The organism is Sphingomonas endophytica (assembly GCF_001476895.1).
GTDB lineage: Bacteria > Pseudomonadota > Alphaproteobacteria > Sphingomonadales > Sphingomonadaceae > Sphingomonas > Sphingomonas endophytica_A.
In genome coordinates, this window is sequence record NZ_LDTB01000003.1 from 39067 (window position 1) to 61221 (window position 22155).

At 70.4% G+C, this 22155-nt stretch carries 20 protein-coding genes and 1 pseudogene; 5 read left to right on the forward strand and 16 right to left on the reverse strand.

The features are described from left to right. Position 1 precedes the first annotated feature (1 nt). A complete protein-coding gene (gltX, locus tag NS334_RS01400; RefSeq protein ID WP_058754192.1) occupies positions 2-1450 on the reverse strand; it encodes a glutamate--tRNA ligase in 1449 nt (482 codons plus the stop codon). Positions 1451-1479: 29 nt separating this feature from the next. On the opposite strand from gltX, the pseudogene NS334_RS01405 reads away from it, so the two are divergent. Then, positions 1480-3039 (forward strand): annotated as a pseudogene (locus NS334_RS01405) (ComEC/Rec2 family competence protein); the annotation flags it as partial. Between the two features lie 577 nt (positions 3040-3616). Here NS334_RS01405 and lexA read toward each other — a convergent pair. Genes lexA through NS334_RS01435 form a run of 6 tightly spaced genes read right to left on the reverse strand, consistent with a single transcriptional unit; the run spans position 3617 to position 8349 of the window. Next, positions 3617-4279 carry a transcriptional repressor LexA gene (gene lexA / locus NS334_RS17520; protein ID WP_083500177.1) on the reverse strand — a complete coding sequence of 221 codons (663 nt, stop codon included), beginning with the start codon at positions 4277-4279 and terminating at the stop codon, positions 3617-3619. Between the two features lie 58 nt (positions 4280-4337). Beyond that, entirely contained in the window at positions 4338-5516 is a 1179-nt protein-coding gene (locus NS334_RS01415) for a molybdopterin molybdotransferase MoeA (RefSeq protein WP_058754194.1), read from the reverse strand. Then, complete coding sequence (moaC, locus tag NS334_RS01420) at positions 5516-5983, reverse strand: cyclic pyranopterin monophosphate synthase MoaC (RefSeq protein ID WP_153002537.1); 468 nt, start codon at positions 5981-5983, stop codon at positions 5516-5518. The genes NS334_RS01415 and moaC overlap by 1 nt, the downstream gene beginning before the upstream one ends. 1 nt (position 5984) lies before the next feature. Then, positions 5985-6770, reverse strand: a complete 786-nt coding sequence (trpC, locus tag NS334_RS01425; protein ID WP_058754196.1) for an indole-3-glycerol phosphate synthase TrpC — start codon at positions 6768-6770, stop codon at positions 5985-5987. After that, complete coding sequence (trpD, locus tag NS334_RS01430) at positions 6767-7762, reverse strand: anthranilate phosphoribosyltransferase (RefSeq protein ID WP_058754197.1); 996 nt, start codon at positions 7760-7762, stop codon at positions 6767-6769. The genes trpC and trpD overlap by 4 nt, the downstream gene beginning before the upstream one ends. Then, positions 7759-8349, reverse strand: a complete 591-nt coding sequence (locus NS334_RS01435) for an anthranilate synthase component II (protein WP_058754214.1) — start codon at positions 8347-8349, stop codon at positions 7759-7761. The genes trpD and NS334_RS01435 overlap by 4 nt, the downstream gene beginning before the upstream one ends. Before the next feature lie 156 nt (positions 8350-8505). On the opposite strand from NS334_RS01435, the gene NS334_RS01440 reads away from it, so the two are divergent. Beyond that, positions 8506-8943 (forward strand): hypothetical protein, encoded by a 438-nt coding sequence (locus NS334_RS01440; RefSeq protein WP_058754198.1) that lies wholly within the window; start codon positions 8506-8508, stop codon positions 8941-8943. A 148-nt stretch (positions 8944-9091) separates the two neighbouring features. Here NS334_RS01440 and NS334_RS01445 read toward each other — a convergent pair whose 3' ends face one another. Next, positions 9092-10597, reverse strand: a complete 1506-nt coding sequence (locus NS334_RS01445; RefSeq protein WP_058754199.1) for an anthranilate synthase component I family protein — start codon at positions 10595-10597, stop codon at positions 9092-9094. Then, complete coding sequence (locus tag NS334_RS01450) at positions 10578-12515, reverse strand: peptidylprolyl isomerase (protein ID WP_058754200.1); 1938 nt, start codon at positions 12513-12515, stop codon at positions 10578-10580. The genes NS334_RS01445 and NS334_RS01450 overlap by 20 nt, the downstream gene beginning before the upstream one ends. Before the next feature lie 119 nt (positions 12516-12634). Here NS334_RS01450 and tpiA point away from each other — a divergent pair, with 119 nt between their 5' ends. Continuing rightward, complete coding sequence (tpiA, locus tag NS334_RS01455; protein WP_058754215.1) at positions 12635-13375, forward strand: triose-phosphate isomerase; 741 nt, start codon at positions 12635-12637, stop codon at positions 13373-13375. Positions 13376-13403: 28 nt separating this feature from the next. On the opposite strand, the gene NS334_RS01460 is transcribed toward tpiA, so the two are convergent. Then, the gene (locus NS334_RS01460) at positions 13404-14789 is read right to left on the reverse strand and encodes a leucyl aminopeptidase family protein (RefSeq protein WP_058754201.1); all 1386 of its coding nucleotides are present in this window, start codon (positions 14787-14789) and stop codon (positions 13404-13406) included. Between the two features lie 80 nt (positions 14790-14869). Between NS334_RS01460 and trxB the strand changes: the two genes are divergently transcribed. Next, a complete protein-coding gene (gene trxB, locus NS334_RS01465; protein ID WP_058754202.1) occupies positions 14870-15838 on the forward strand; it encodes a thioredoxin-disulfide reductase in 969 nt (322 codons plus the stop codon). 204 nt (positions 15839-16042) lie between these two features. Here the strand turns inward: trxB and NS334_RS01470 are convergent, their stop codons facing one another. Both NS334_RS01470 and leuA read right to left on the reverse strand, forming a co-directional pair. Then, positions 16043-16690 carry an HAD-IA family hydrolase gene (locus NS334_RS01470; RefSeq protein WP_241491771.1) on the reverse strand — a complete coding sequence of 216 codons (648 nt, stop codon included), beginning with the start codon at positions 16688-16690 and terminating at the stop codon, positions 16043-16045. Then, positions 16687-18345, reverse strand: a complete 1659-nt coding sequence (gene leuA / locus NS334_RS01475; protein ID WP_058754203.1) for a 2-isopropylmalate synthase — start codon at positions 18343-18345, stop codon at positions 16687-16689. Before leuA ends, NS334_RS01470 begins: the two co-directional genes overlap by 4 nt. A gap of 233 nt (positions 18346-18578) precedes the next feature. Between leuA and NS334_RS01480 the strand changes: the two genes are divergently transcribed. Further along, positions 18579-18971, forward strand: coding sequence for a BLUF domain-containing protein (locus NS334_RS01480; RefSeq protein WP_058754204.1), 393 nt, complete (start codon positions 18579-18581; stop codon positions 18969-18971). A gap of 43 nt (positions 18972-19014) precedes the next feature. Here NS334_RS01480 and NS334_RS01485 read toward each other — a convergent pair whose 3' ends face one another. The 4 genes from NS334_RS01485 to ilvN all read right to left on the reverse strand — a co-directional run. Beyond that, positions 19015-19632, reverse strand: coding sequence for a YceI family protein (locus NS334_RS01485; protein ID WP_058754205.1), 618 nt, complete (start codon positions 19630-19632; stop codon positions 19015-19017). Between the two features lie 92 nt (positions 19633-19724). Next, positions 19725-20495: a hypothetical protein gene (locus NS334_RS01490; protein WP_058754206.1), complete on the reverse strand. Its 771-nt coding sequence runs from the start codon at positions 20493-20495 to the stop codon at positions 19725-19727. Positions 20496-20705: 210 nt separating this feature from the next. Continuing rightward, positions 20706-21725 (reverse strand): ketol-acid reductoisomerase, encoded by a 1020-nt coding sequence (gene ilvC / locus NS334_RS01495; protein WP_058754207.1) that lies wholly within the window; start codon positions 21723-21725, stop codon positions 20706-20708. Positions 21726-21844: 119 nt separating this feature from the next. Further along, the coding region (gene ilvN, locus NS334_RS01500) for an acetolactate synthase small subunit (protein WP_083500179.1) at positions 21845-22155 on the reverse strand (311 nt) is incomplete at its 5' end.

Sequence of the window (22155 nt, forward strand, 5' to 3'; positions counted from 1 at the left end):
GTCAGTCCCGGTGGCCGGGAATGTGGTCCGCGATGCGGGCCAGGCTTTCATCGCGTCCTAGAAGGACGAGTACGTCGAAGATGCCCGGCGAGGTCTTGCGGCCGGTAAGGGCGACGCGAAGGGGCTGGGCGACCTGACCGAGCTTCACGCCCGCATCCTCGGCCACCGAACGCACCGCCGCTTCGGTCGTCTCCGTATCCCAGTTGTGCACCGCGTCAAGCGCTGTGTGCAGGCGCCCCAGCAATGCGGGCGCTTCCCCGGCCAGCAGCGGCTGCGCGGCGTCTTCCACCACCAGCGGACGCGGCGCGAACAGGAAGGCGGTCGTCGCCGCCAGTTCGTTCAGGTTCGCGGCGCGCGGCTTCAGTGACGGCATCGCCGCCAGCAGGATCGAACGTCGGGTATCGTCGTGATCGAACCCCAGCTTCTCCGCGATCAGATCGGCCAGCCGTGCGTCGTCGGCGGCGCGGATATAGTGCCCGTTCAGATTTTCCAGCTTCTTCAGGTCGAAGCGGCTCGGCGACTTGCCGACGCCCGCCAGATCGAACCATTCGATCGCTTCCGCGCGCGAAATGATCTCGGCATCGCCATGCCCCCAGCCGAGCCGGAGCAGGTAATTGTCGAGCGCCTCGGGCAGGATGCCCAGATCGTCGCGATACGCCTCGATCCCGACGGCGCCGTGGCGCTTCGACAGCTTCGCGCCGTCGCTGCCGTGGATCAGCGGGATGTGCGCATAGACCGGGTCGGGCCAACCGCCCTCGATCGCATCCATCGCGCGATAGATCGGCAGCTGGCGGAATGCGTTGTTCAGGTGGTCGTCGCCCCGGATGACATGCGTCACCCCCATGTCGTGATCGTCGACGACGACCGCCAGCATATAGGTCGGCGTGCCGTTGGACCGCAGCAGGACCAGATCGTCCAGCTCGGCGTTCTGGACGGTGACGCTGCCCTGCACCTGATCCTCGATCGTCACCGCGCCCTCGGTCGGCGCGCGCAGGCGGACGACATAGGGCTTGTCGGCGGGATGATCGGTGCGGTCGCGCCACGGCGAGCGGATGCGCAGTGGCTGCTTGGCGGCCTGCGCCTCGGCGCGCATCGCCTCCAGCTCTTCCTGCGTCAGGTAGCAGCGATAGGCATGGCCGTGCTCGACCATCGTCCGCGCCACCTCGGCGTGACGATCGGCGCGCGCGAACTGATAGACCTCTTCGCCGTCCCAATCGAGTCCGAGCCAGCGCATCCCCGACAGGATCGCGTCGATCGCCGGCTGGGTCGAGCGCGCGCGGTCGGTGTCTTCGATCCGCAGGCGGAACGTGCCGCCGTGATGGCGCGCATACAGCAGGTTGAACAGCGCGGTGCGCGCGCCGCCGATGTGAAGGAACCCCGTCGGCGACGGGGCGAAGCGGGTGACGACGGCGCGGCCGTCCGCGCTGGCGGTTTTGTCGGTTGCGCTCAAGCGCGCTTGCTCCCAGGCTGGAAAATCGAATGGCCAGTTCAGCCGCGCCCGCCTCTAGCAAAGCATTGCGCGCGCTTCAAACGCGGGCGCGGCTCGGCATCGCTTTGATACGTGGCCGCATCGAACACTGGCTGGAGGCGGAGCGCGACCAGCTGGTGCTCTGGGTGCCGGTCGCGCTGTGTGCGGGGGCGGGCGCGTGGTTCGTGCTGCCTGATGCGCGGGCGTGGGCGGCGGCGCTGCTGGGATCGCTGGCTATCGCGCTGGCGGCACTGGCCGGCGCGCGCGGCGGGCGCGGGCCGGCGTTGCTGGCGGGGGTGGCACTGGCGGTCGCGATCGGCCTGGCGCTGACATGGTGGCGCGCCGAGCGGGTGGCCGCGCCGCTGCTGGCGCGGCCGGTGATCGCGACGATCGCGGGGACCGTGACGCGCGTCGAGCCGCTGCCGGCGCGGCGGCTGGTTCGGGTCACGCTGGCGCTGCGCGGCTGGGACGCGCGGGTGGTGCCCGTGCCGGCACTGGTCCGCGTCAATCTGGAGACGACGGCGGTGCCGACCGGATTGGCGCGCGGGGCTGTGTTGCGCGTGCGCGCGCGGTTGATGCCGCCCGCTCCGCCGGCCGTGCCGGGTGCCTATGACTTCGCGCGGGTGGCGTGGTTCGCGGGGCTCGGGGCGAGCGGACGCGGCTTCGCGCCGGTGACATTGCTCTCTCCCGTGGCGATGACCGGGGAGGGGGTTCGCGAAAAGCTTACCCGCCATATCGAGGCGACATTGCCGGGCAGCGCGGGCGGGATCGCGGCGGCGCTGGCGACCGGCGACACCGGCGCGATCGCCGAGGACGATGCCGAGGCGATGCGCCGCGCCGGGCTCGCGCATCTGCTCTCGGTCAGCGGGCTGCACATCACGGCGGCCGTCGCGCTGGTGATGTGGCTGACGCTGCGGTTGCTGGCGCTGTCGCCGTGGCTGGCGCTCACCGGTCGGCTGCCGCTCGCCGCGGCGGCGGCGGGGGCGGTCGCCGCCATCGGCTATACATGGCTGACCGGCGCGCAGGTGCCGACGATCCGCAGCTGCGTCGCCGCGCTGATGGTGCTGGTCGCCCTGTCGCTGGGGCGGGAGGCGTTGACCTTGCGGCTGGTCGCGGTCGGCGCGCTGATCGTGGTGTTGCTCTGGCCCGAAGCGGTGGTCGGGGCCAGCTTCCAGCTGTCGTTCGCCGCCGTGACCGCGATCGTCGCGCTTCACGAACATCCGCATGTGCGGAGCTGGTTCGCGCCCCGCGACGAAGCGCGCTTGCGCAAGCTGGCGCGCGGGCTGGCATCGTTGCTGCTGACCGGCATGGTCGTGGAACTGGCGCTGATGCCGATCGCGGTATTCCACTTCCATCAGGCCGGATTGTACGGAGCGCTGGCCAATATCGTGGCGATCCCCCTGACCACCTTCGTGGTCATGCCGGTCGAGGCGCTGGCACTGCTGCTCGATACGACGGGGCTGGGGGCGCCGGCATGGTGGATGGCCCATAAGGCGCTCGACATCCTGTTGTGGATCGCGCGGACGGTGGCGGCGGCGCCGGGCGCGGTCGCCGCCGTGCCGGTGATGCCCCGGGGGGCGTTCGCGGCGCTGCTCGGCGGCGGGCTGTGGCTGGCGATCTGGCGAACGCGCTGGCGGTATCTCGGGCTGCTGCCGATCGCGACGGGCGCGATCTGGACACTCGTCACGCCCGTGCCCGACCTGATCGTCACCGGCGACGGTCGCCATCTCGCGCTGCGTGACCAGAATGGGCAGGTCGCGATCCTGCGCGACCGCACCGGGGACTATATGCGGGATCTGCTGGCCGAGGCTGGCGGTCTGGACGGCGATCCGCTGCTCTTGAGCGACGCCGCCGGTGCGGCGTGCAATCGCGATCTGTGCTGGATCGAACGCCGTCGCGGTGGCCGGACCTGGCGCATCCTTGCGACACGCAGCGCCTATCTGGTGCCGGCCGCTCGTCTCGTCCCGCTATGCCGCCGCGCCGACGTGGTGGTCAGCGATCGACGCCTGCCACGTCGCTGTCGCGCGCGCTGGCTGACGCTCGACCGCGCGACGCTTGTCGAAACCGGCGGCGTCGCCGTGACCTTCGCCACCGGGCGCGTCGCGACGGTCCGCTCGCCCGGCGACGCACACCCGTGGATCACGGCGGTCACGAATAGCGGCGCAGCAGCCCGGCCAGCTTCCCCTGCACGCGCACCTGCGCGGGCGCATAACGCTGCGGATCGTAGGCGCGATTGGCCGGATCGAGCCGGATCATCGCGCCTTCGTGGCGGAAATATTTGAGCGTCGCCTCGCTGTCTTCGATCAGCGCCACGACGATCTCGCCGTCACGCGCCACCTCCTGCCGGCGGATCAGCGCATAATCGCCGTCGAAGATGCCCGCCTCGACCATCGAGTCGCCCGCCACCTCCAGCGCGAAATGCTCGCCCGATCCCAGCAGCGCCGCCGGTACCGGCAGCATCGTCGATCCCTCGAACGCCTCGATCGGAACGCCGGCCGCGATCCGCCCGTGCAGCGGGATCTCGACGACGTCGTTCGCGGGCTCGGGCATCGCGCGCTTGATCGACGGCGGCGCGGCCTTCTTCGCCTCGGCACCGCGCTCGGGTGCCTTCAGGACCTCCAGCGCGCGGGCGCGGTTCGGCAGCCGGCGCAGATAGCCGCGCTCTTCCAGTGCGCTGATCAGGCGGTGGACACCCGACTTGCTCTTCAGCTCAAGCGCGTCCTTCATTTCCTCGAACGAGGGCGACACGCCGGTATCGGCAAGGCGATCTTCGATGAAGCAGATCAGCTCGTGCTGCTTGCGTGTCAGCATGTCCCGGCGCCTTCCTCGTGAACGGATTGCGAACCTTTATGGAACATAGCGCGTGCCGTCAAGCGATGATGAGGACTTCCGCCGAGTCGCCGGCGCGGGCCGGTGGCGCGTGCGGTTCGCGCACGATCAGGCAGGTCGACCGGGCCAGCGTCAGCAGCATCGAACTGTCCTGGATGGTCGAGGCGAAGGCGCGCCCGTCACGGATCTCGGCGCGCAGATAATCGGTGCGCTCGCCGTTGGCGGGGAGGTCTTCGCCCAGCAACATACGCGAAACCGGCGGGAAGGGGTGCGCGGCACCGCCCAGATGCGCGACCAGCGGGCGCACGAACAACAAGGCGGTGACGAATGCCGACACCGGATTGCCCGGCAGCCCCACGACCGCCATCGCCCCGCGCCGCCCGGCCAGCATCGGCTTGCCCGGACGCAGCGCGATCCGCCAGAAATCGAGTGTCGCGCCCGCCGCCAGCAGCGCGGGACGGACCAGGTCATGATCGCCGACCGACGCGCCGCCGGTCGTCACCAGCACGTCCGCCTCGACCGTCGCGAACGCCTCGGTCAGCGTTTCCAGCCGGTCGGGCAGGATGCCGAGGTCGACGATCTCCGCGCCGCTTCCCGCCAGCAGCGACCGTAGCAGCAGGCGGTTGGATTCGGGCAGCGCGTCGCCCGGCGTTCCCGGCTCGACCAGCTCGTCGCCCGTCGCCGCCAGCGCGACCCGGACCGGCTTGGCGACCGGGACGCGCGCCACCCCGCCGGTCGCCGCGACCGCCAGTCGTGCCGGGGTCAGCCGTTCGCCGGCCGCGACCAGAATATCGCCCTCGGCAAAGTCCAGCCCGCGCCGCCGGACGTTGCGCCCGACATGCGCGGGACCGTCACCCGCCAGCGTCAGGATCGCGCCGTCGCGGCCCGCCTCTTCCTGCACCAGCACGGTGTCGGCCCCCGCCGGCATCGCCGCCCCCGTGAAGATGCGAACCGCTTCGCCCGCCGCGATCGCGCCGGGAAACGGGGCACCGGCCGCGCTTTCACCGATGACGGTCAACGGCCCCGGCAGATCGGCAAAGCGCAGCGCATAGCCGTCCATCGCCGACAGGTCCCGCGATGGCTGCGTCCGCCGCGCGACGATCGGGGCGGTCGCCCAGCGCCCGAGCGCCGCGTCCAGCGCCACGTCGACCGAGGGAACGGGCGTCCCCAGCGCCAGCACGCGCGCCTGCGCCTCGGCGACGGGGAGCAACCCTGCCATCAGGCCCGCCAGTCGCCCGACCGTCCACCGCGCTTCTCGATCACGCGGATCCCGCCGATCGTCATCGTCTTGTCGAGCGCCTTGGCCATGTCATAGACGGTCAGCAGCGCGGCGGAGACGGCGGTCAGCGCTTCCATCTCCACACCGGTCTTGCCGTCGGTGGCGACGGTCGCGGTGGCGGTGATGCCGTCGTCGCCAGGCGTCAGGTCGAGCGAGACGCGCGTGATCGGCAGCGGGTGGCAGAGCGGGATCAGGTCGCTGGTGCGCTTGGCGGCCATGATTCCGGCGACACGCGCGACAGCCAGCACGTCGCCCTTCTTCACCGCCCCGGCGCGGATCGCCGCCAGTGCCTCGGGCGACATGACGATCCGTCCCGTCGCCACCGCCTCGCGCCGTGTGACCGCCTTGTCGCCGACATCGACCATATGCGCCGCGCCATCGGCATCGAGATGGGTGAGCGCGCCCAAATCAGCCGACCATCGCGCGCGTCGCCGCGGCGACATCGTCCTGCCGCATCAGCGCTTCGCCGATCAGGAAGCAATGGACGCCATGTTCGGCGAGCGCGTCGAGATCGGCGCGCGTCGACAACCCGCTTTCCGCCACGAAGGTGCAGCCGGCCGGCGCATGCGACACCAGTTCGTAGGTACGACGAAAATCGACATCGAAGGTCTTGAGATTGCGGTTGTTGACCCCGATCAGCCGCGTCTTCAACCGGGCGGCGCGCGCCAGTTCGTCATGGTCGTGCACCTCGACCAGCACGTCCAGCCCGTGCTCGATCGCCGCCGCCTCGCATTCGGCGAGGCACACGTCGTCGATCGCGGCGGCGATCAGCAGGATCGCGTCGGCGCCGATGCTGCGCGCCTCCAGCACCTGCCACGGATCGACCGTGAAATCCTTGCGCAGCACCGGCAGCGAGCAGGCGGCCCGGGCGGCGATCAGATAATCCTCATGCCCCTGGAAATAGGGCGCGTCGGTCAGCACCGACAGGCACGCCGCGCCGCCTTCCGAATAGGCGCGCGCATGGGCGGGCGGGTCGAAGTCGGCGCGGATCAGACCCTTCGACGGGCTGGCCTTCTTGATCTCCGCGATCAGCGCATGGCGCCCGTCGGCGACCGTGCGGTCCAGCGCGGCACGGAAACCGCGCGGCGGGGTCTGCGCGGCGATCCGCGCATGGAGGGTGGCGGTGGAAACGGTCGCGCGGCGCGCGGCCACTTCCTTGCGCTTCGTGGCGCAGATGTCGGCGAGGATGGTCATGTCCAGGCAATCCAGCGGTCCAGCAGATCGTTCGCCCCGCCGCCGTCGATCGCCTCGGCCGCCAGCGTCGCCCCCGCGCGCAACGCATCGGCCTTGCCGGCCAGCACCAGCGCCGCAGCGGCGTTGAGCAGCACCGCGTCGCGATACGCGCCCCGCTCCCCGCGCAGCAGCGCGCGCAGCGCGTGGGCGTTATAGGCGGGATCGCCGCCGCGGATCGCGATCGTCGGATGGCGCGCGACCCCGGCATCCTCGGGCACGATGCGCGCGGGCAAGCGCACGTCACCGACCGTCACGACCCGCGTCGGCCCGGCGCCGGAAATCTCGTCCAGCCCTTCCTCGCCCGCCACCACCGCCGCCGCCGCGCTGCCGAGTTGCGCCAGCGCCTCGGCATAGAGCGGTGCGTAATCGGGGCGCGCGATGCCGATCAGCTGGCAGGTGACATGCGCCGGATTGGCGAGCGGCCCCATCAGGTTGAAGATCGTGCGACGGCCGATCCGGCGCCGGATCGGGGTGATTCGCATCATCGCCGGATGATGGTTGGCGGCGAACAGGAAGCAGATGCCGAGGTCGCGCAGCGTCGCCTCCGCCTGCGCCCCGGCGCGCTCCATGTCGAGCCCGAGCATCTCCAGCGTGTCGGCGGCACCCGCCTTCGACGACGCGGCGCGGTTGCCGTGCTTGGCGACCGGTACGCCGCACGCGGCGACGACCAGGCTCACGGCGGTCGAGACGTTCAGCGTATGCTGCCCGTCGCCACCGGTTCCGCAGACGTCGATCGCCCCCGGCGGTGCGGCGATCGGGATCATCCGGGCGCGCAGCGCGCGTGCCGCCTCGGCGATCTCGATGCTGGTTTCCCCGCGCTCGGCCAGCGCGATCAGGAAGTCGGCGACCGCCTGTTCGCCGGTGCGCGCGTCCAGAATGTCGGCGAACGCCTGCGCCGCGCTCTCGCGCGACAGCGGCGTCGCGGGATCGGGCAGCAGTGCCAGCGTCGTCACGCGGCGATCCGGCCCGTGTGGTTGATGCCCGCCGCGCGCAGGAAATTGGCGATCAGATCGTGGCCATGTTCGGTGGCGATGCTTTCCGGGTGGAATTGCACGCCATGGATCGGCAGTTCGCGATGTCGCAGGCCCATCACCGATCCGTCCGCCGCGCTGGCGTTGACGGCGAGGCAATCGGGCACGTCGGTGACGATCAGCGAGTGATAGCGGGTCGCGGTGAAGGGCGAGGGGAGGCCGGCGAACACGCCCGTTCCGTCATGATCGACCGGGCACGTCTTGCCATGCATCAACCCGCCGCGCACCACCTTACCGCCGAAATGCTGGCCGATCGCCTGATGGCCCAGGCAGACGCCGAACAACGGGCGGCGCGCCTCGGCACAGGCGGCGACCAGGTCCAGGCTGATGCCGGCCTCGTTCGGGGTGCACGGTCCCGGCGAGATCAGGATACCCTGCGCGCCGCTGGCCAGTGCCTCGGCGGCCGTCAGGGCGTCGTTGCGTTCCACGCGCACCTCGGCGCCCAGTTCCATGACGTAATGGACCAGGTTCCAGGTGAAGCTGTCGTAATTGTCGATCACCAGGATCATGACCCTGCCATAGCCGATGCGCGCGGCATCGCAACCTGCCACCCGCGCCCGATGCGAAAGGAATATTGCGTCGCCGTCACTTTTCGTCATGGCGGGGACATGATGCGTGCGGAGAAAATGCGGCGCGCGCACGTTGGGATCGCGAGGAGATTGTTCATGCTGGGTCGCACCGTTGTTCTCCTGCTCGCGGGGGCACTGGCACTGCCGTCGATGGCATCGGCGCAGACCGAGTCGGCGGGCGAAACCGGCCGCGCGCCGCAACGCGTGCGCAGCGTGACGCTGGAGGGCAACGAGACGTGTCCGAAGGCGCAGGGCGACGAGGTCGTGGTGTGCAGCCGCCTCAACCCCGACGAGCAGTTCCGCATCCCCAAGCCACTGCGCGATTCGGCGGAGCCGGCGGCCAAGAATCAGGCGTGGGCGAACCGGGCGGCGGTCGCCGATCAGGCCAGCCGTGTCGCGGCCGGCATTCCGGACACCTGCTCGACGGTCGGCTCGGGCGGACAGACCGGGTGCGCACTGGCGATCAACCGCGCCTGGGCGGCGGAGCGGCGCGCCGCGGAGAAGAACGACTCGATGATCCCGGGCGGTCGCTGAGCGCGATCACGGTCGACGACGCATCACGCCCCGGCCGGTTGGCCCAACGGTCGCGACCGTGATGTGCTGGCGGCTCGCGTCCGGCTTTACGGGGCCGGGGAAGCAGGCGGGTGAGGCTGACGTCACGTCCGCCGCACCCACCGCCGGGCTATTGCCCGTAATCGGCCGTTGATGCCTGCCGTACCGCCTCGCGCGCGGCGGCGAGGATCGCGCCGGCCTTCGCCTCGCACTCGCGCTGTTCATAGGCCGCGTCGCTGTCGGCGACGATCCCCGCGCCCGACTGGACGTGGATCGTCCCGTCCTTGACCACGGCGGTCCGCAGCACGATGCACGAATCCATCGAACCGTCCGGCGAGAAGTAGCCGACCCCGCCGGCATAGGCACCGCGCCGCTCGCGCTCCAGCTCGGCGATGATCTGGCAGGCGCGGACCTTTGGCGCGCCGCTGACCGTGCCGGCCGGGAAGCCCGCGAACAGCGCGTCGATCGCGTCATGCTTCGGATCCAGCCGCCCGACGACGTTCGACACGATGTGCATGACATGGCTGTAGAATTCGATGCCGTAGCTGTCGGTCACCTGCACGGTGCCGGGGCTGGCGACGCGCCCCACGTCGTTGCGGCCCAGATCGAGCAGCATCAGATGCTCGGCCCGCTCCTTGGGATCGGCGAGCAGGCTGTCGCGGTTGGCGGCATCCTCCACGGCGGTGCGGCCGCGCGGGCGGGTGCCGGCGATCGGGCGGATCGTCACCTCGCCGTCGCGCGCGCGCACCAGGATCTCCGGGCTGGAGCCGGTCAGCGCGAAGCCGGGCAGGTCGAGATGATAGAGGAACGGCGACGGATTGACCCGCCGCAGCGCGCGGTACAGCTCGAACGCCGGAAGCGGGAAGGGCGCGGTGAAGCGCTGCGCCAGCACGACCTGAAAGATGTCCCCGGCGGCGATATAATCCTTCGCCGCCGCCACCATCGCGGCATAGGCGCCCGGCTCCAGCACGGGTTCCAGCGCCGGCTCCGCCACCTCGGCGCGCGCACGCGGCGGCACCGTGGCGCTCGCCAGCCGCGCCTCTACCGTGTCCAGCCGCTCCTCCGCCTCGGCGACGAGGGCCTCGGGCGTGCGATCCGCCTTCGGCCATACCGGCGCGACCAGGAACAGTTCGTCCGCCAGCCGGTCGAACATCAGGATGACGGTCGGCCGGACGAACATCATGTCCGGCAGGCCCAGTGCGTCATGCGCCGCCTGCGGCAGCGTCTCGACCAGCCCGATCGTCTCATAGCCGAAATAGCCGACCAGACAGGCCAGCGCGCGCGGCAGTTCGGGCGGCAAATCCATGCGGATCGACGCGACCAGTTCGCGCAACGCCGCCAGCGTCGGGGCGGCGCACGGCGTGAAGGCGTCGCGGTCGCTCAGCCAGCGCGGATTGATTTCGGCATGCGGCCCCTGCGCGCGCAGCACCAGATCCGGGGCGAGGCCGATCATGCTGTGGCGACCGCGCACCGCACCGCCCTCGACCGATTCGAGCAGGAAGTCGCCGCGACCCGGCTCGATCAGTTTCAGCGCGGCGGCGACCGGCGTTTCCGTATCGGCGATCCGGCGGCGCCACACCAGCGCGGGACGACCCGCGCGGAGCAGGGTCAGCGGATCACTGGCCGTTGTCGCCACCGAGCAGGTCCTTCTTCAGCTGGGCGATCGCGTCCGGATAGCGCTTCGCGCCCTGCGCGGCGGCGACGGCGTTGGCGAACTGCTGCGCATATTCGTTGCCGATCGCACGGCCCAGGTCGACGCGGGTCGCCTGGATCACGCCCGGCAGCTTGCTGGCGTCGCCCGGCACCACCGTCTCGACGCGCAGCACCAGCCAGCCGCGCCCGTCCGGCGCCTGGATCGCGCGCGCCGTGCCCTGCTTCATGCCGAACATCATCGCCAGCACGGGGTTCACCTGACCCTGATTGGCGGTGATCTGCGCACGAGTGGCGCTGACCGTCTCGACCGGCGGCGCCTTCACGCCGACCTGCGCGATCGCGGCGGCCAGCGGCGTGCCGGCATTGACCTTCGCGACGATCGCATTGGCGGCCTTCTCGGCCGCGCGGCGGGCGCGATCGGCGGTCAGGTCGCCGACCACCTGCGCGCGTGCCTGCGCCAGCGGGATCGGCGTGGCGGGCACGATGCGGTCGAGCGCGGCGACCGCGAAGCCGCCGTCCTGACCCAGCGGCACGGTGGTCGGCGTGTCGCCGTCCTCGGCCGCGAAGCCGGCGGCGATCACCGGCGCCAACGCGGCGTCGGGCTGCATCAGCGGCTGGTCCGGATCGGCGCCGCTCGACACCACCGCCGGCGTCGCCTGCACGGTCAGCTTCTGGTCCTTGGCCACCTCGTTGATGCTGGCATTGTCGGCCAGCGCATCCTCGATCGCGTCGCGGGCCTTGCCGATCGCATCGGCGGTCTTCTGCTTGGTCAGCGCCGCGACGATGTCGCCGCGCGCCTGCGCCAGCGTCTTGCCCGGATCCTGCGTGACCTTGTCGACGCGCGCGACGACGAAGCCGATTGCGCCACGCAGCGGACCGACCACATTGCCCTGCGGCGCCGCGAACAGCGCGTCGGCGACGGCCGGCGCGGTCTGCGTCGCCAGCGTCGCGCGCTCGACCCCCGTGACGGCCCGCGCCTCCAGCCCGGCGGCGCGTGCGGCGGTGGTGATCGCGGTGCCGCCCTTGACCTTGTCGGCCAGCGCCTGCGCCGCCTTCTGGTCCAGCACCGTCACCAGCGTGACGTCGCGCACCTGCTTGGCCGCGTATTTGGCCTTGTCGGCGGCATAGGCCTGCGCGACCTCCGCGTCGGTCGGCACGCTCTGCGCCGCGACCTGCTGCGGGCCGACGATCGCATAGCGGATCACGCGCCGCTCGGGTGTCGTGTAGCGCGCGATGTTCCGCTTGTACCATTGCTGGATGTCCGCATCGCTCGGCGCCGGGCCACCGGCCTGCAGCGGGATCAGCGTGGCCTGGCCGCTGCGCTTCTCCAGCAGCAGCGAGGCATATTGCAGCGCCAGTTGCTGCGGCACCTGCGTCGCGCCGACGGTCGGCACCAGCAGGAACTGCGCCATCGTCTCGCGCGCGATCTCGCGCTGGACCTGCGCGTCGGTCATCCCGCGCTGCGCGATCAGCCGCAGATACGCCTGCTGGTCGAACTGCCCGGTCGCACCGGCGAAGGCGGGGATCGCCTTCAGCTCGCTGCCGATCAGCGCGCGGCTGACGCGCATCCCCTGTTCCTGCCCGAACGTCTGCAGCGCCAGCCCGGTCAGCGCGCGCGTCACCAGGCTTTCGACCCCGCCCTGCTGGACGAAGGCCGCCATGTCGATGTCGGGCTGCTGCTGGCGCGCGGCGCGCAGCTCGTCCTGCGCGCGACGGCGAATGTCGTCCGCCGCCACCTTCTCGCCGTCGACGCTGGCCAGCGGATGGCCCAGGATGCCGCCCGCGCTCGACAGGCCGGTCACGTCACCGGCGGCGAACGCCAGCGCGATCACGATCAGGACACCGAAGGTGACGATCATGCCGACCTTGGAATAGATGGCGCCGCGAAGAGAGCTGAGCATAAGGACAGGCAGACCGGGACAGGAGTGAAGCTCGCCGCTTTAGATACACGGCCGGTTGGCATCAAGCGCCGCGCGCGTATAACATGTTCTACACGATCGATCTGGACAGGGACACGGGCATGACGCGGCGCAAGATGGTGGCGGGCAACTGGAAGATGAACGGCAACCTGGCGCTGCTGGCGGAACTGGACGCGATCGCCGCCGCCGCCGCCGCGCACCCGGGCGTCGATGTCGCGATGGCGGTGCCCGCCACGCTGATCGCCCCCGCCGCGCACCGTGTGCCGGGGCTGCTGATCGGTGCCGAGGACGTGCACGAGGCGGACAGCGGCGCGCACACCGGCTGCGTCTCTGCGGCGATGGTGCGCGAGGCGGGGGCGCGCTTCACGATCGTCGGCCATTCGGAGCGCCGTCACGACCAGCACGAAACCAGCCAGGACGCCTGGGCGAAGGCGGCGGCGGCGCATCGCCACGGCCTGTCGGTGATCCTCTGCTGCGGCGAGACGGGCGCGGAGCGCGACGCCGGCCGCGCCGAGCGGGTGGTGCAGGCGCAGATCGAAAAGTCGCTGCCGGAGAATGCGAGCGGCGACTGGCTGACGCTGGCCTATGAACCGCGCTGGGCGATCGGCACGGGGCGGACCCCGACGCTGGAGGATATCGCCGCGATCCACGCCATCGCGCGCGCCAAGATGCGGCAGCTGATCGGCGAGGCGGCGGACGGCGTGCGGATCCTGTACGGCGGATCGGTGACGGGCGAGAATGCGCGCCCGATCCTGGCGACCCCGGACGTGGACGGCGCGCTGGTCGGCGGCGCCAGCCTGACGGCGGCGAAGTTCGTGCCGATCATCGCGGCCGCCGATTGACGCCACCCCGGCCCGCGCCGGGGCGCCGTCAGCCGAATCGCGCCTTCAACAGCGCCCATGCCGCGCGCAGGCCATAGGCCTCGCCGCCCTTGGGGCGTCCCGGCCGTCCCGCCGGTCGCCACGCGAACGTATCGAGATGCGCCCAGGGCAGCGTCGCGGGAACGAAGCGCCGCAGGAACAGCGCGGCGGTGATCGCACCCGCGAAGCCGCCGTCCGGCGCGTTGACCAGGTCGGCCACGTCCGACTTCAGCATGTCGTCATACCCGTCCCACAGCGGCATCCGCCACAGCGGGTCGCGCACCGCCGCCGCCGCCGCCAGCAGGTCGGCGGCCAGCGTGTCGTCCTGCACGAAGGTCGCGGGCAGGTCCGGGCCCAGCGCCACGCGCGCCGCGCCGGTCAGCGTCGCGAAATCGATCAGCAGGTCGGGCGCGCCCTCCACCGCCCGGGTCAGCGCGTCGCCCAGGATCAGCCGCCCCTCGGCATCGGTGTTGGTGTTCTCGACCGTCAGGCCCTTGCGCGTCGCCAGCACGTCGCCGGGGCGGAAGGCATTGCCCGCAATCGCATTCTCGACTGCCGGTATCAGCAGGTGGAGCCGCACCGGCAGTCGCGCCTGCATCACCAGCCCGGCGAGCGCCAGCGCATGCGCGGCACCACCCATGTCCTTCTTCATCAGCCGCATCCCCGACGACGGCTTGATGTCCAGCCCGCCCGAATCGAAGCACACGCCCTTGCCGACCAGTGCGACGCGCGGGTGCGCCGCGTCGCCCCAGTCCAGCTCGATCAGGCGTGGCGCGCGATCCTTGGCGGCGGCCTGCCCGACCGCGTGGATCATCGGATAGCCGGTCGCCAGCGCGTCGCCGCGCGTCACGGTGACGGTCGCGCCATGCGCCGTCGCCAGCGCGTCGGCCTCCGCCTCCAGTTCCGCCGGGCCGAGGTCGCTGGCACCGGTATCCACCAGATCGCGGACGCGCGCCGTCGCGGCGGCGATGCGCACCGTTTCGTCGATCGCGGCCACGTCGGTGGTCAGCAGGATGCGCGGGGGCAGGGGTTCCACCTTGCGATACCGGGTGAAGCGATGCTGGGCGAGCAGCCAGCCGAGCCCCGCCGCACCCGTCGCGCCGCCGCCCGCCAGCCGGTACGTCCCCTCGGGCAGGCCGCCGCCCAGCGAGGCGATCCGCCACGGCGATTCGAGCGGCTCGTCGCACACCAGCAGCATCGCCCAGTCGGTCGCGGCCTCACCCGGCAGGATCGCGCGATCGCCGGCGCGCCCCGTCACCTTGTTGGCGGCCACGGCGGTGCGGATGCGTTCGGGCTGCTGCGCCAGCCACGCGGCGAAATCACCGGGGTGGACGACATGGATGTCGCGGGCGGGCTGGCCGCGATCGGGCTGGAGCAGGGCGCTAAAGTCGGTCATGGCCGGACCAAAGCAGGACTTGGGCGTGCGCGCAACGCGTGCGGTTTCCTTGCGCGCGGGTTGCTCCTACATCGCGCGGCATGACCATTCATTCGACTCGCATGCTGATCCTCGGTTCCGGTCCCGCCGGCCTGTCCGCCGCCATCTATGGCGCGCGCGCGGGGATGGCGCCGATCGTCGTGCAGGGCATCCAGCCCGGCGGGCAGCTGACCACCACCACCGATGTCGAGAACTATCCCGGCTTCAAGGAGGTGATCCAGGGGCCGTGGCTGATGGAGCAGATGCAGGCGCAGGCCGAACATGTCGGCACGCGGCTGATGTGGGATACGATCGTCGAGGTCGACCTGACCAGCCGCCCGTTCCGCCTGATCGGCGACGGCGGCGACGTGTACGAGGGCGAGGTGCTGGTCATCGCGACCGGCGCGCAGGCCAAGTGGCTGGGGCTCGATAGCGAACATGCGATGAAGGGCAAGGGCGTCAGCGCCTGCGCCACCTGCGACGGCTTCTTCTATCGCGGCAAGAAGGTGGCGGTGATCGGCGGCGGCAACACCGCGGTCGAGGAGGCGTTGTACCTGACCAACCACAGCGACGACGTGACGCTGATCCACCGCCGTGACAGCCTGCGTGCGGAGCGGATCCTGCAGGAGCGGTTGTTCGCGCATCCGAACGTCAAGGTGCTCTGGAACAAGGAGGTTCGCGAGTTCGTCGACGGCGGCGGCACCGCCGGGCTGGTCGCGCTGGAGCTGGAGGACACGCAGACCGGCGAGCATTCGCGGATCGATGTCGAGGGCGGGTTCGTCGCGATTGGCCATCATCCGGCGACCGAGCTGTTCCGGGGCCACCTCGCGCTCGACGAAGATGGTTATATCGCGGTCGAAACCGGCTCGACGCGCACCAGCGTGCCGGGCGTGTTCGCGTGCGGCGACGTGATGGACAAGGTCTATCGTCAGGCGGTGACCGCCGCCGGCACCGGCTGCATGGCCGCGCTCGACGCGGAACGCTTCCTGGCGGCGGCGGAGTTCGAGGCGGTGAAGGAAGCGGCCGAGTAGCCGTCGCCCCGGCGCTCGCAACGAAACCCATTCCGTCATGCCGGACATGTTCCGGCATCCACGGTGCCGAGATCGCGAACGCTATCGCTGTCGCCGAACATCGCCCCCGGACACCCGTTCGACTGACGGGGTGGTCGGCGTCGCGACGTCCGCAAAATGTCCCGCTTCTCTGGAACCGTCGGACGCCGCCCGGCCGCGAGGCCGTCAGCCGGCGTGCAGCAACAGGTTGCCGTCGCCGTCCACCTCGACCCGCAGTGCGCCGTAATCGGCGACGGCGCCGTGCCTCGTTTCCAGCGGTGCGTGATGCGTGGCGGTGATGACCATCACGTCGGCGCCGGCCGCCTCGCCCGCCGCGATTCCTGCCGGAGCGTCCTCCCAGACCAGGCAGTCGCCGGCCGCGACGCCCAGCCGCTCGGCCGCCATCAGGAAACAGTCGGGGGCCGGCTTGCCGCGCGTCACGTCGTCCGCCGTTATCATCACCGCGGGCGGGATCAGCCCGGCGGCGCGCAGCCGCACCTCCGCCAGCGAGCGCGGGGCGGAGGTGACGATCGCCCAGCGCTCGCGCGGCAGGGCGGCGGTGAAGGCGCCCGCGCCCGCGATTTCGACGACATCGGCCACATCGTCGATCTCGGCCTGCAACAGCCCTTCGAACTCCGCCTGCGGATCGACGCCCGGCGGCGCGAAGCGGCGGATCGTCTCGATCGCGCGCACCCCGTGCATCACCGCCATCAGCTCATCGACATCGATCCCGTGCCGCTCCGCCCACGCCGTCCACGCCCGCACCGCGGAGGGGATGCTGTTGATCAGCGTCCCGTCCATGTCGAACAGGAAGGCGGCGTACCGGCGCGTCACGCGCGGTTCGCCGCCGAGAGGACCGCGCGGACACTGGCGGTGGCGATGTCGCTGTCGATCCCCACGCCCCACACCGTCCGCCCGTCGCCGGTGCGGCATTCGAGATAGGCGACCGCCTGCGCGCCCGCGCCATGCCCGATCGCATGTTCGCTATAGTCGACGACGTCCAGCGCCGGTCCGGTGCTGTCCGCCAGCGCGGCGATCACGCCGGAGATCAGGCCGTTGCCGCGCCCGGACAAGGATCGTTCCTCGCCATCGATCGCCACGCGCCCCACGAAGACGCGCTCGCCGCTCGCGCCGGTTTCCTCGTAATCGCGCAACTCGAAACGGTCGGCGTCGCCGGGCAGATACGCGCGCTCGAACGCGCCCCAGATATCGGCGGCGTTCAGCTCGCGGCTGCTCTCGTCGGCCAGCGCCTGGACGTGGCGGCTGAAGTCCGCCTGCATCCGCTTCGGCAGTTTCAGCCCCTTGTCCTGCTCCAGCACCCAGGCGACGCCGCCCTTGCCACTCTGCGAATTGACGCGGATCACCGCTTCGTAGCTTCGGCCCAGGTCGGCGGGGTCGATCGGCAGGTACGGGACTTCCCACAAGGTGTCGTTGCGCGCCGCCTGTGCTGCGAAGCCCTTCTTGATCGCGTCCTGATGGCTGCCCGAAAAGGCGGTGAACACCAGATCGCCGGCATAGGGCGTGCGCGGGTGAACCGGGATGCGCGTGGCATATTCGACCGTCTTCACGATCTCGTCGATGTTCGACAGGTCGAGGCGCGGGTCGGTGCCCTGCGTGTACATGTTCAGCGCGACGGTCACGAGATCGCAATTGCCGGTCCGCTCGCCGTTGCCCAGCAGGCAACCCTCGACCCGGTCCGCGCCCGCCATCAACCCCAGTTCCGCCGCCGCGACGCCGGTGCCGCGATCGTTATGCGTGTGGAGCGAGATCACCACCGCCTCGCGGTTCGGGATGCTGCGCCCGAACCATTCGATCTGGTCGGCATAGACGTTGGGCGTCGCGCATTCGACGGTGGCGGGCAGGTTCAGGATGATCGGCGCATCGACGGTCGGCCGCAGCACGTCCATCACCGCCGCACACACCTCGACCGAGAAATCCAGCTCGGCGGTCGAGAAGGTCTCGGGCGAATATTCGAATTGCCAGCGGGTGTTGGGGCGCTTGGCGGCTTCGTCGCGCAGCACCTTCGCGCCCTCGACCGCGATCGTCTTCACCTCGTCGCGGGTCATGCCGAACACGATCTTGCGCCACGCCGGGCTGACCGCGTTGTAGAGGTGGACGATCGCCGTCTTCGCGCCCTCCAGGCTCTCGAAGCTGCGCTCGATCAGGTCGCGGCGCGATTGCGTCAGCACCTGGATCGCGACGTCGTCGGGGATGCGCCCGTCACGGACCAGCCCGCTGATGAAGTCGAATTCGGTCGCGCCCGCGCTGGGGAAGCCGACCTCGATCTCCTTCAGTCCCACCTTCACCAGCAGGTCGAAGAAGCGCGTCTTCTTCTCGGCGTCCATCGGGTCGATCAGCGCCTGATTGCCGTCGCGCAGGTCGGTGGAAAGCCAGCGCGGTGCCTTGGTGATCGTCCGCGACGGCCATTGGCGGTCGGGCAGATCGACGGTTGGGAACGGGCGGTACTTCAGGCTGGGGTCGCGCAACATCTCGGTGGCTCTCATACGTCAGGAGCGTCGGGGTAAGGTCAGATACAGCCCTTAGGCGCGTCGCGCGTGCGATGCACGCGTCGGCAGGTTCGCGCCTAAGGGCGCGTAAGTCGCAGGAGAAGGCCGATCCGGCGCGTCATGTCGGACGATGGCTAGCCCGCGACGCCGCCTGATGTCCAGCCCGAGATTATTGTTGTCGAAAAAGAAAGGTTTAGACGGGAGTAACGGACGGCATGTTACAGATCGTCTATATCAGCTCAGCGGTCGGCAGCGTCGATACCGCACCGATTCTCGACACGTCGCGGCGCAACAATGCCCGCGATGGCGTCACGGGGCTGCTCTATGCCGATGGCCGACGCTTCCTCCAGGCGCTGGAGGGGGAGCCGCACATGGTCGAGGCGGCCTTCGCGCGCATCATCGGCGATCCGCGCCACCGCGCGATCGTGATGCTGTCGCAGCGTGAGGTGGAGACGCGGGAGTTCGGCGCCTGGGCGATGGCCGAGCGCGCCCCGGCCGAAGCGGACGAGGCGGCGCTGATGGCGAGGATCGCGTCGCTGATCGCCGGTGCGGAACCAGCGGTGAAGGCGACCTTCGAGAGCTTCGCGCGACTGCGCCGCGCTGCCTGACCGGACCGGCCCGCCGCCGGTGATGCGGCGGGCCGGCGGGGCATCAGGCGGTGAAGGCGGCCTGCACAGTCAGCTTCACATTGTCGGAGACGACCGGCGCATACGCGCCGACGCCGAAATCGCTGCGCTTGATCGTGCCGGTCGCGGTGAAGCCGAGGTTCGTCTTCTTGCTCATCGGGTTGGTGCCCGCGCCGACGAAGGTGACGTCCAGCGTCACCGGCTTGGTCACGCCCTTGATCGTCAGGTCGCCGGTCATCGTCGCGCGCGTCGCGCCGCGCGGCGTGACCGAGGTGGAGACGAAGCGCGCCGTCGGGTGCTGCGCGGCATCGAAGAAGTCGCCGGACTTCAGGTGCTCGGCGAACTTCGCCGTTGTGACCGACAGATCGTTGATCGCGAAGGTGACGTCGACCTTGGTCGCGGCGGGCTTCTTCGGGTCGATCGTGATCGATCCGCCCTGCGCGCCGAACTGCCCCTGCAGCATGGAGAAGCCCATGTGGTTGACCTCCCACGTCACCTGCGTGTGTGCGGGGTCGACCTGATAGGTGCCGGCCGTGACGCGCGACGCGACCGGCTGGCCCGGCTGCTGCGGGGTGGTGGCGAGCTGCGCGACGGCGGGAACGGCGAGCGTCGTGGCGAGCACGGCGGCGATGAACGGACGCATGGTGTTGATCCTCCTGTTACGACGTCCTTGCACCACAGAAAGCCGTGGCTGCGAAGACGGTGGTTGCGAAACGAACGTTTTCGCAGGAAGGCTCAATCGCCGTCATCGGACGCGCCGCCACGCGGGGCGACGTCGATGTGGATCCGCACCCACGCGCCGATCTGGTCCGCGCCGCCCTTGCGCGGTGGTCGCACCAGGAACTGCCACGCCGCCTGCCGCACCGCGCGCGCCAGCCCCGACCCCAGCGACTCGCCCAGTTCGCGACAATCCTCGACATGGAAACGCGGCGCGGTGCGGCAAGCGACCTCGCCCCAGCCGGTCTTGCCCGCCGGCATATAGGGGTTCATCTCCGCCGGGCGGGGACGGCGATACCATTCGGCGGCGTAGAGCGGCTCGCCGCCCGGTCCCAGCCCCACCGTCGCGGTATCGTCGCCGCGCCCCGCATCGCCCTTGCCCGACGCGGGGGCGGCGGTGCCCTTGATCTTGCCGATGTCGGACGCCGCATAGTCGGCGCTGTTGAGGATCATCACGCCCGGCAGATGCAGCGGCTGTTCGGGCAGCGGCGGGACCGGGGTGGGGCGCTCCGGCGTGACGCGCGGCGTCACCCGGGCGCGTTCGGGCGTCACCTGCTGGCGCTCGGCCTTCTTCGTGCTGGCCTGACGCTGGGTGGCGCCCTCCTGCTTCACGTCGAAACTGACCAGCCGGCTGCGATCGCCGAAATCGCCGCGCACCACGCCACCCATCGTCAGCAGCGCGAAGATGATCGCGGCGGCGATGCCGATCGCGAGCGCGATCGAGACGAGGCGACTGCGCGCATCATCCCGCGTCCGGTACGACGAAGCTCGGTACGTCCCCGTCCGCATCGCCGCGCGATTACAGGAGCGGGGGGCGGGCGGCAATCGGGTACGCGGGTTACAAAGCGGTTAGGTTGGGGGGAATGACGGGATGGGGGAGCGCGCACCACCCGCCGGCCCGTCGGACCCGACAAAGCCGTGCCCTATGGGCCGGCTTGTCGGGCCGGCCGGCCTTGGGCGAGTCGGGGCGCAGCCTCGCTGCGCCCCGCCGCCCGGCGATCAGTTCTTTTCCTTGTCCACCAGCTTGTTGGCGCCGATCCACGGCATCATCGCGCGCAGCTCCGCGCCGGTCTTCTCGATCTGGTGCGCCGCCGCCGCCTTGCGCGCCGCCTTCAGCTCCGGCTGGCCCGCGCGATTGTCGAGCACGAAGTTCTTCACGAAACGGCCCGACTGGATGTCGGCCAGCACGCGCTTCATTTCCTTCTTCGTCTCGTCGGTGATGATGCGCGGACCCGTGACGATGTCACCATATTCGGCGGTGTTCGAGATCGAGTAGCGCATGTTGGCGATGCCGCCCTCATACAGCAGGTCGACGATCAGCTTGGTTTCGTGAAGGCACTCGAAATACGCCATTTCCGGCGCGTAACCGGCCTCGACCAGCGTCTCGAACCCGGCCTGGATCAGGTGGGTCACGCCGCCGCACAGCACCGCCTGCTCGCCGAACAGGTCGGTTTCGCACTCTTCCTTGAAGTTCGTCTCGATGATGCCCGAACGACCGCCGCCGACGCCGGAGGCGTAAGCGAGCGCCACGTCATGCGCGTTGCCGCTGGCGTCCTGGTGGATCGCGATCAGGCACGGCACGCCGCCGCCACGCACATATTCGCTGCGCACGGTGTGGCCCGGGCCCTTCGGCGCGATCATGATGACGTCGATGTCCGCCGGCGGCTCGATCAGCCCGAAGTGGACGTTCAGGCCGTGCGCGAACGCCAGCGCGCTGCCCGGCTTCATCCGGCCCTTGATGTCCTCGTCATAGATCGCGGCCTGATGCTCGTCGGGCGCCAGGATCATCAGGATGTCGGCCCAGGCGGCGGCGTCCTTGGTGCTCATCACCTTGAAGCCCGCGCCCTCCGCCTTCTTGGCGGTCGCCGAACCCTCGCGCAGCGCGATCGCGACCTCGGCGATCCCGCTGTCGCGCAGGTTCTGCGCATGCGCATGGCCCTGCGAGCCATAGCCGACGATGGCGATCTTCTTGCCGGTGATGAGATTCAGATCGGCGTCGCGATCGTAATAGACCTTCATATTCCCTTTTCCTCTTTGCCGATCGTCATCCCGGCGAAGGCCGGGATCCAGAGCCGCGGACGGCGGCGCTTGTGGTTCTGGACCCCGGCCTCCGCCGGGGTGACGGTTAAAGTAAATGCCTACGCCGCGTCCTTGCCGCGTGCGATCGCGACGATGCCCGTGCGCGCGACCTCGATCAGGCCGACCTCTCCCATCAGCTCGACGAACTTGTCGATCTTGCTGGTTCCGCCCGTCACCTCGAACACGAAGCTGCTGGTCGTCGCATCCACGACGCGCGCGCGGTACACCTCCGCCAGCCGCAGCGCCTCGATCCGCTGGTCGCCGGTGCCGCGCACCTTGACCAGCGCCAGCTCGCGCTCGACGTGATCGCCCTCGGCGGTCAGATCGTGGACGCGGTGGACCGGCACCAGCCGGTCCACCGCGTCCACGA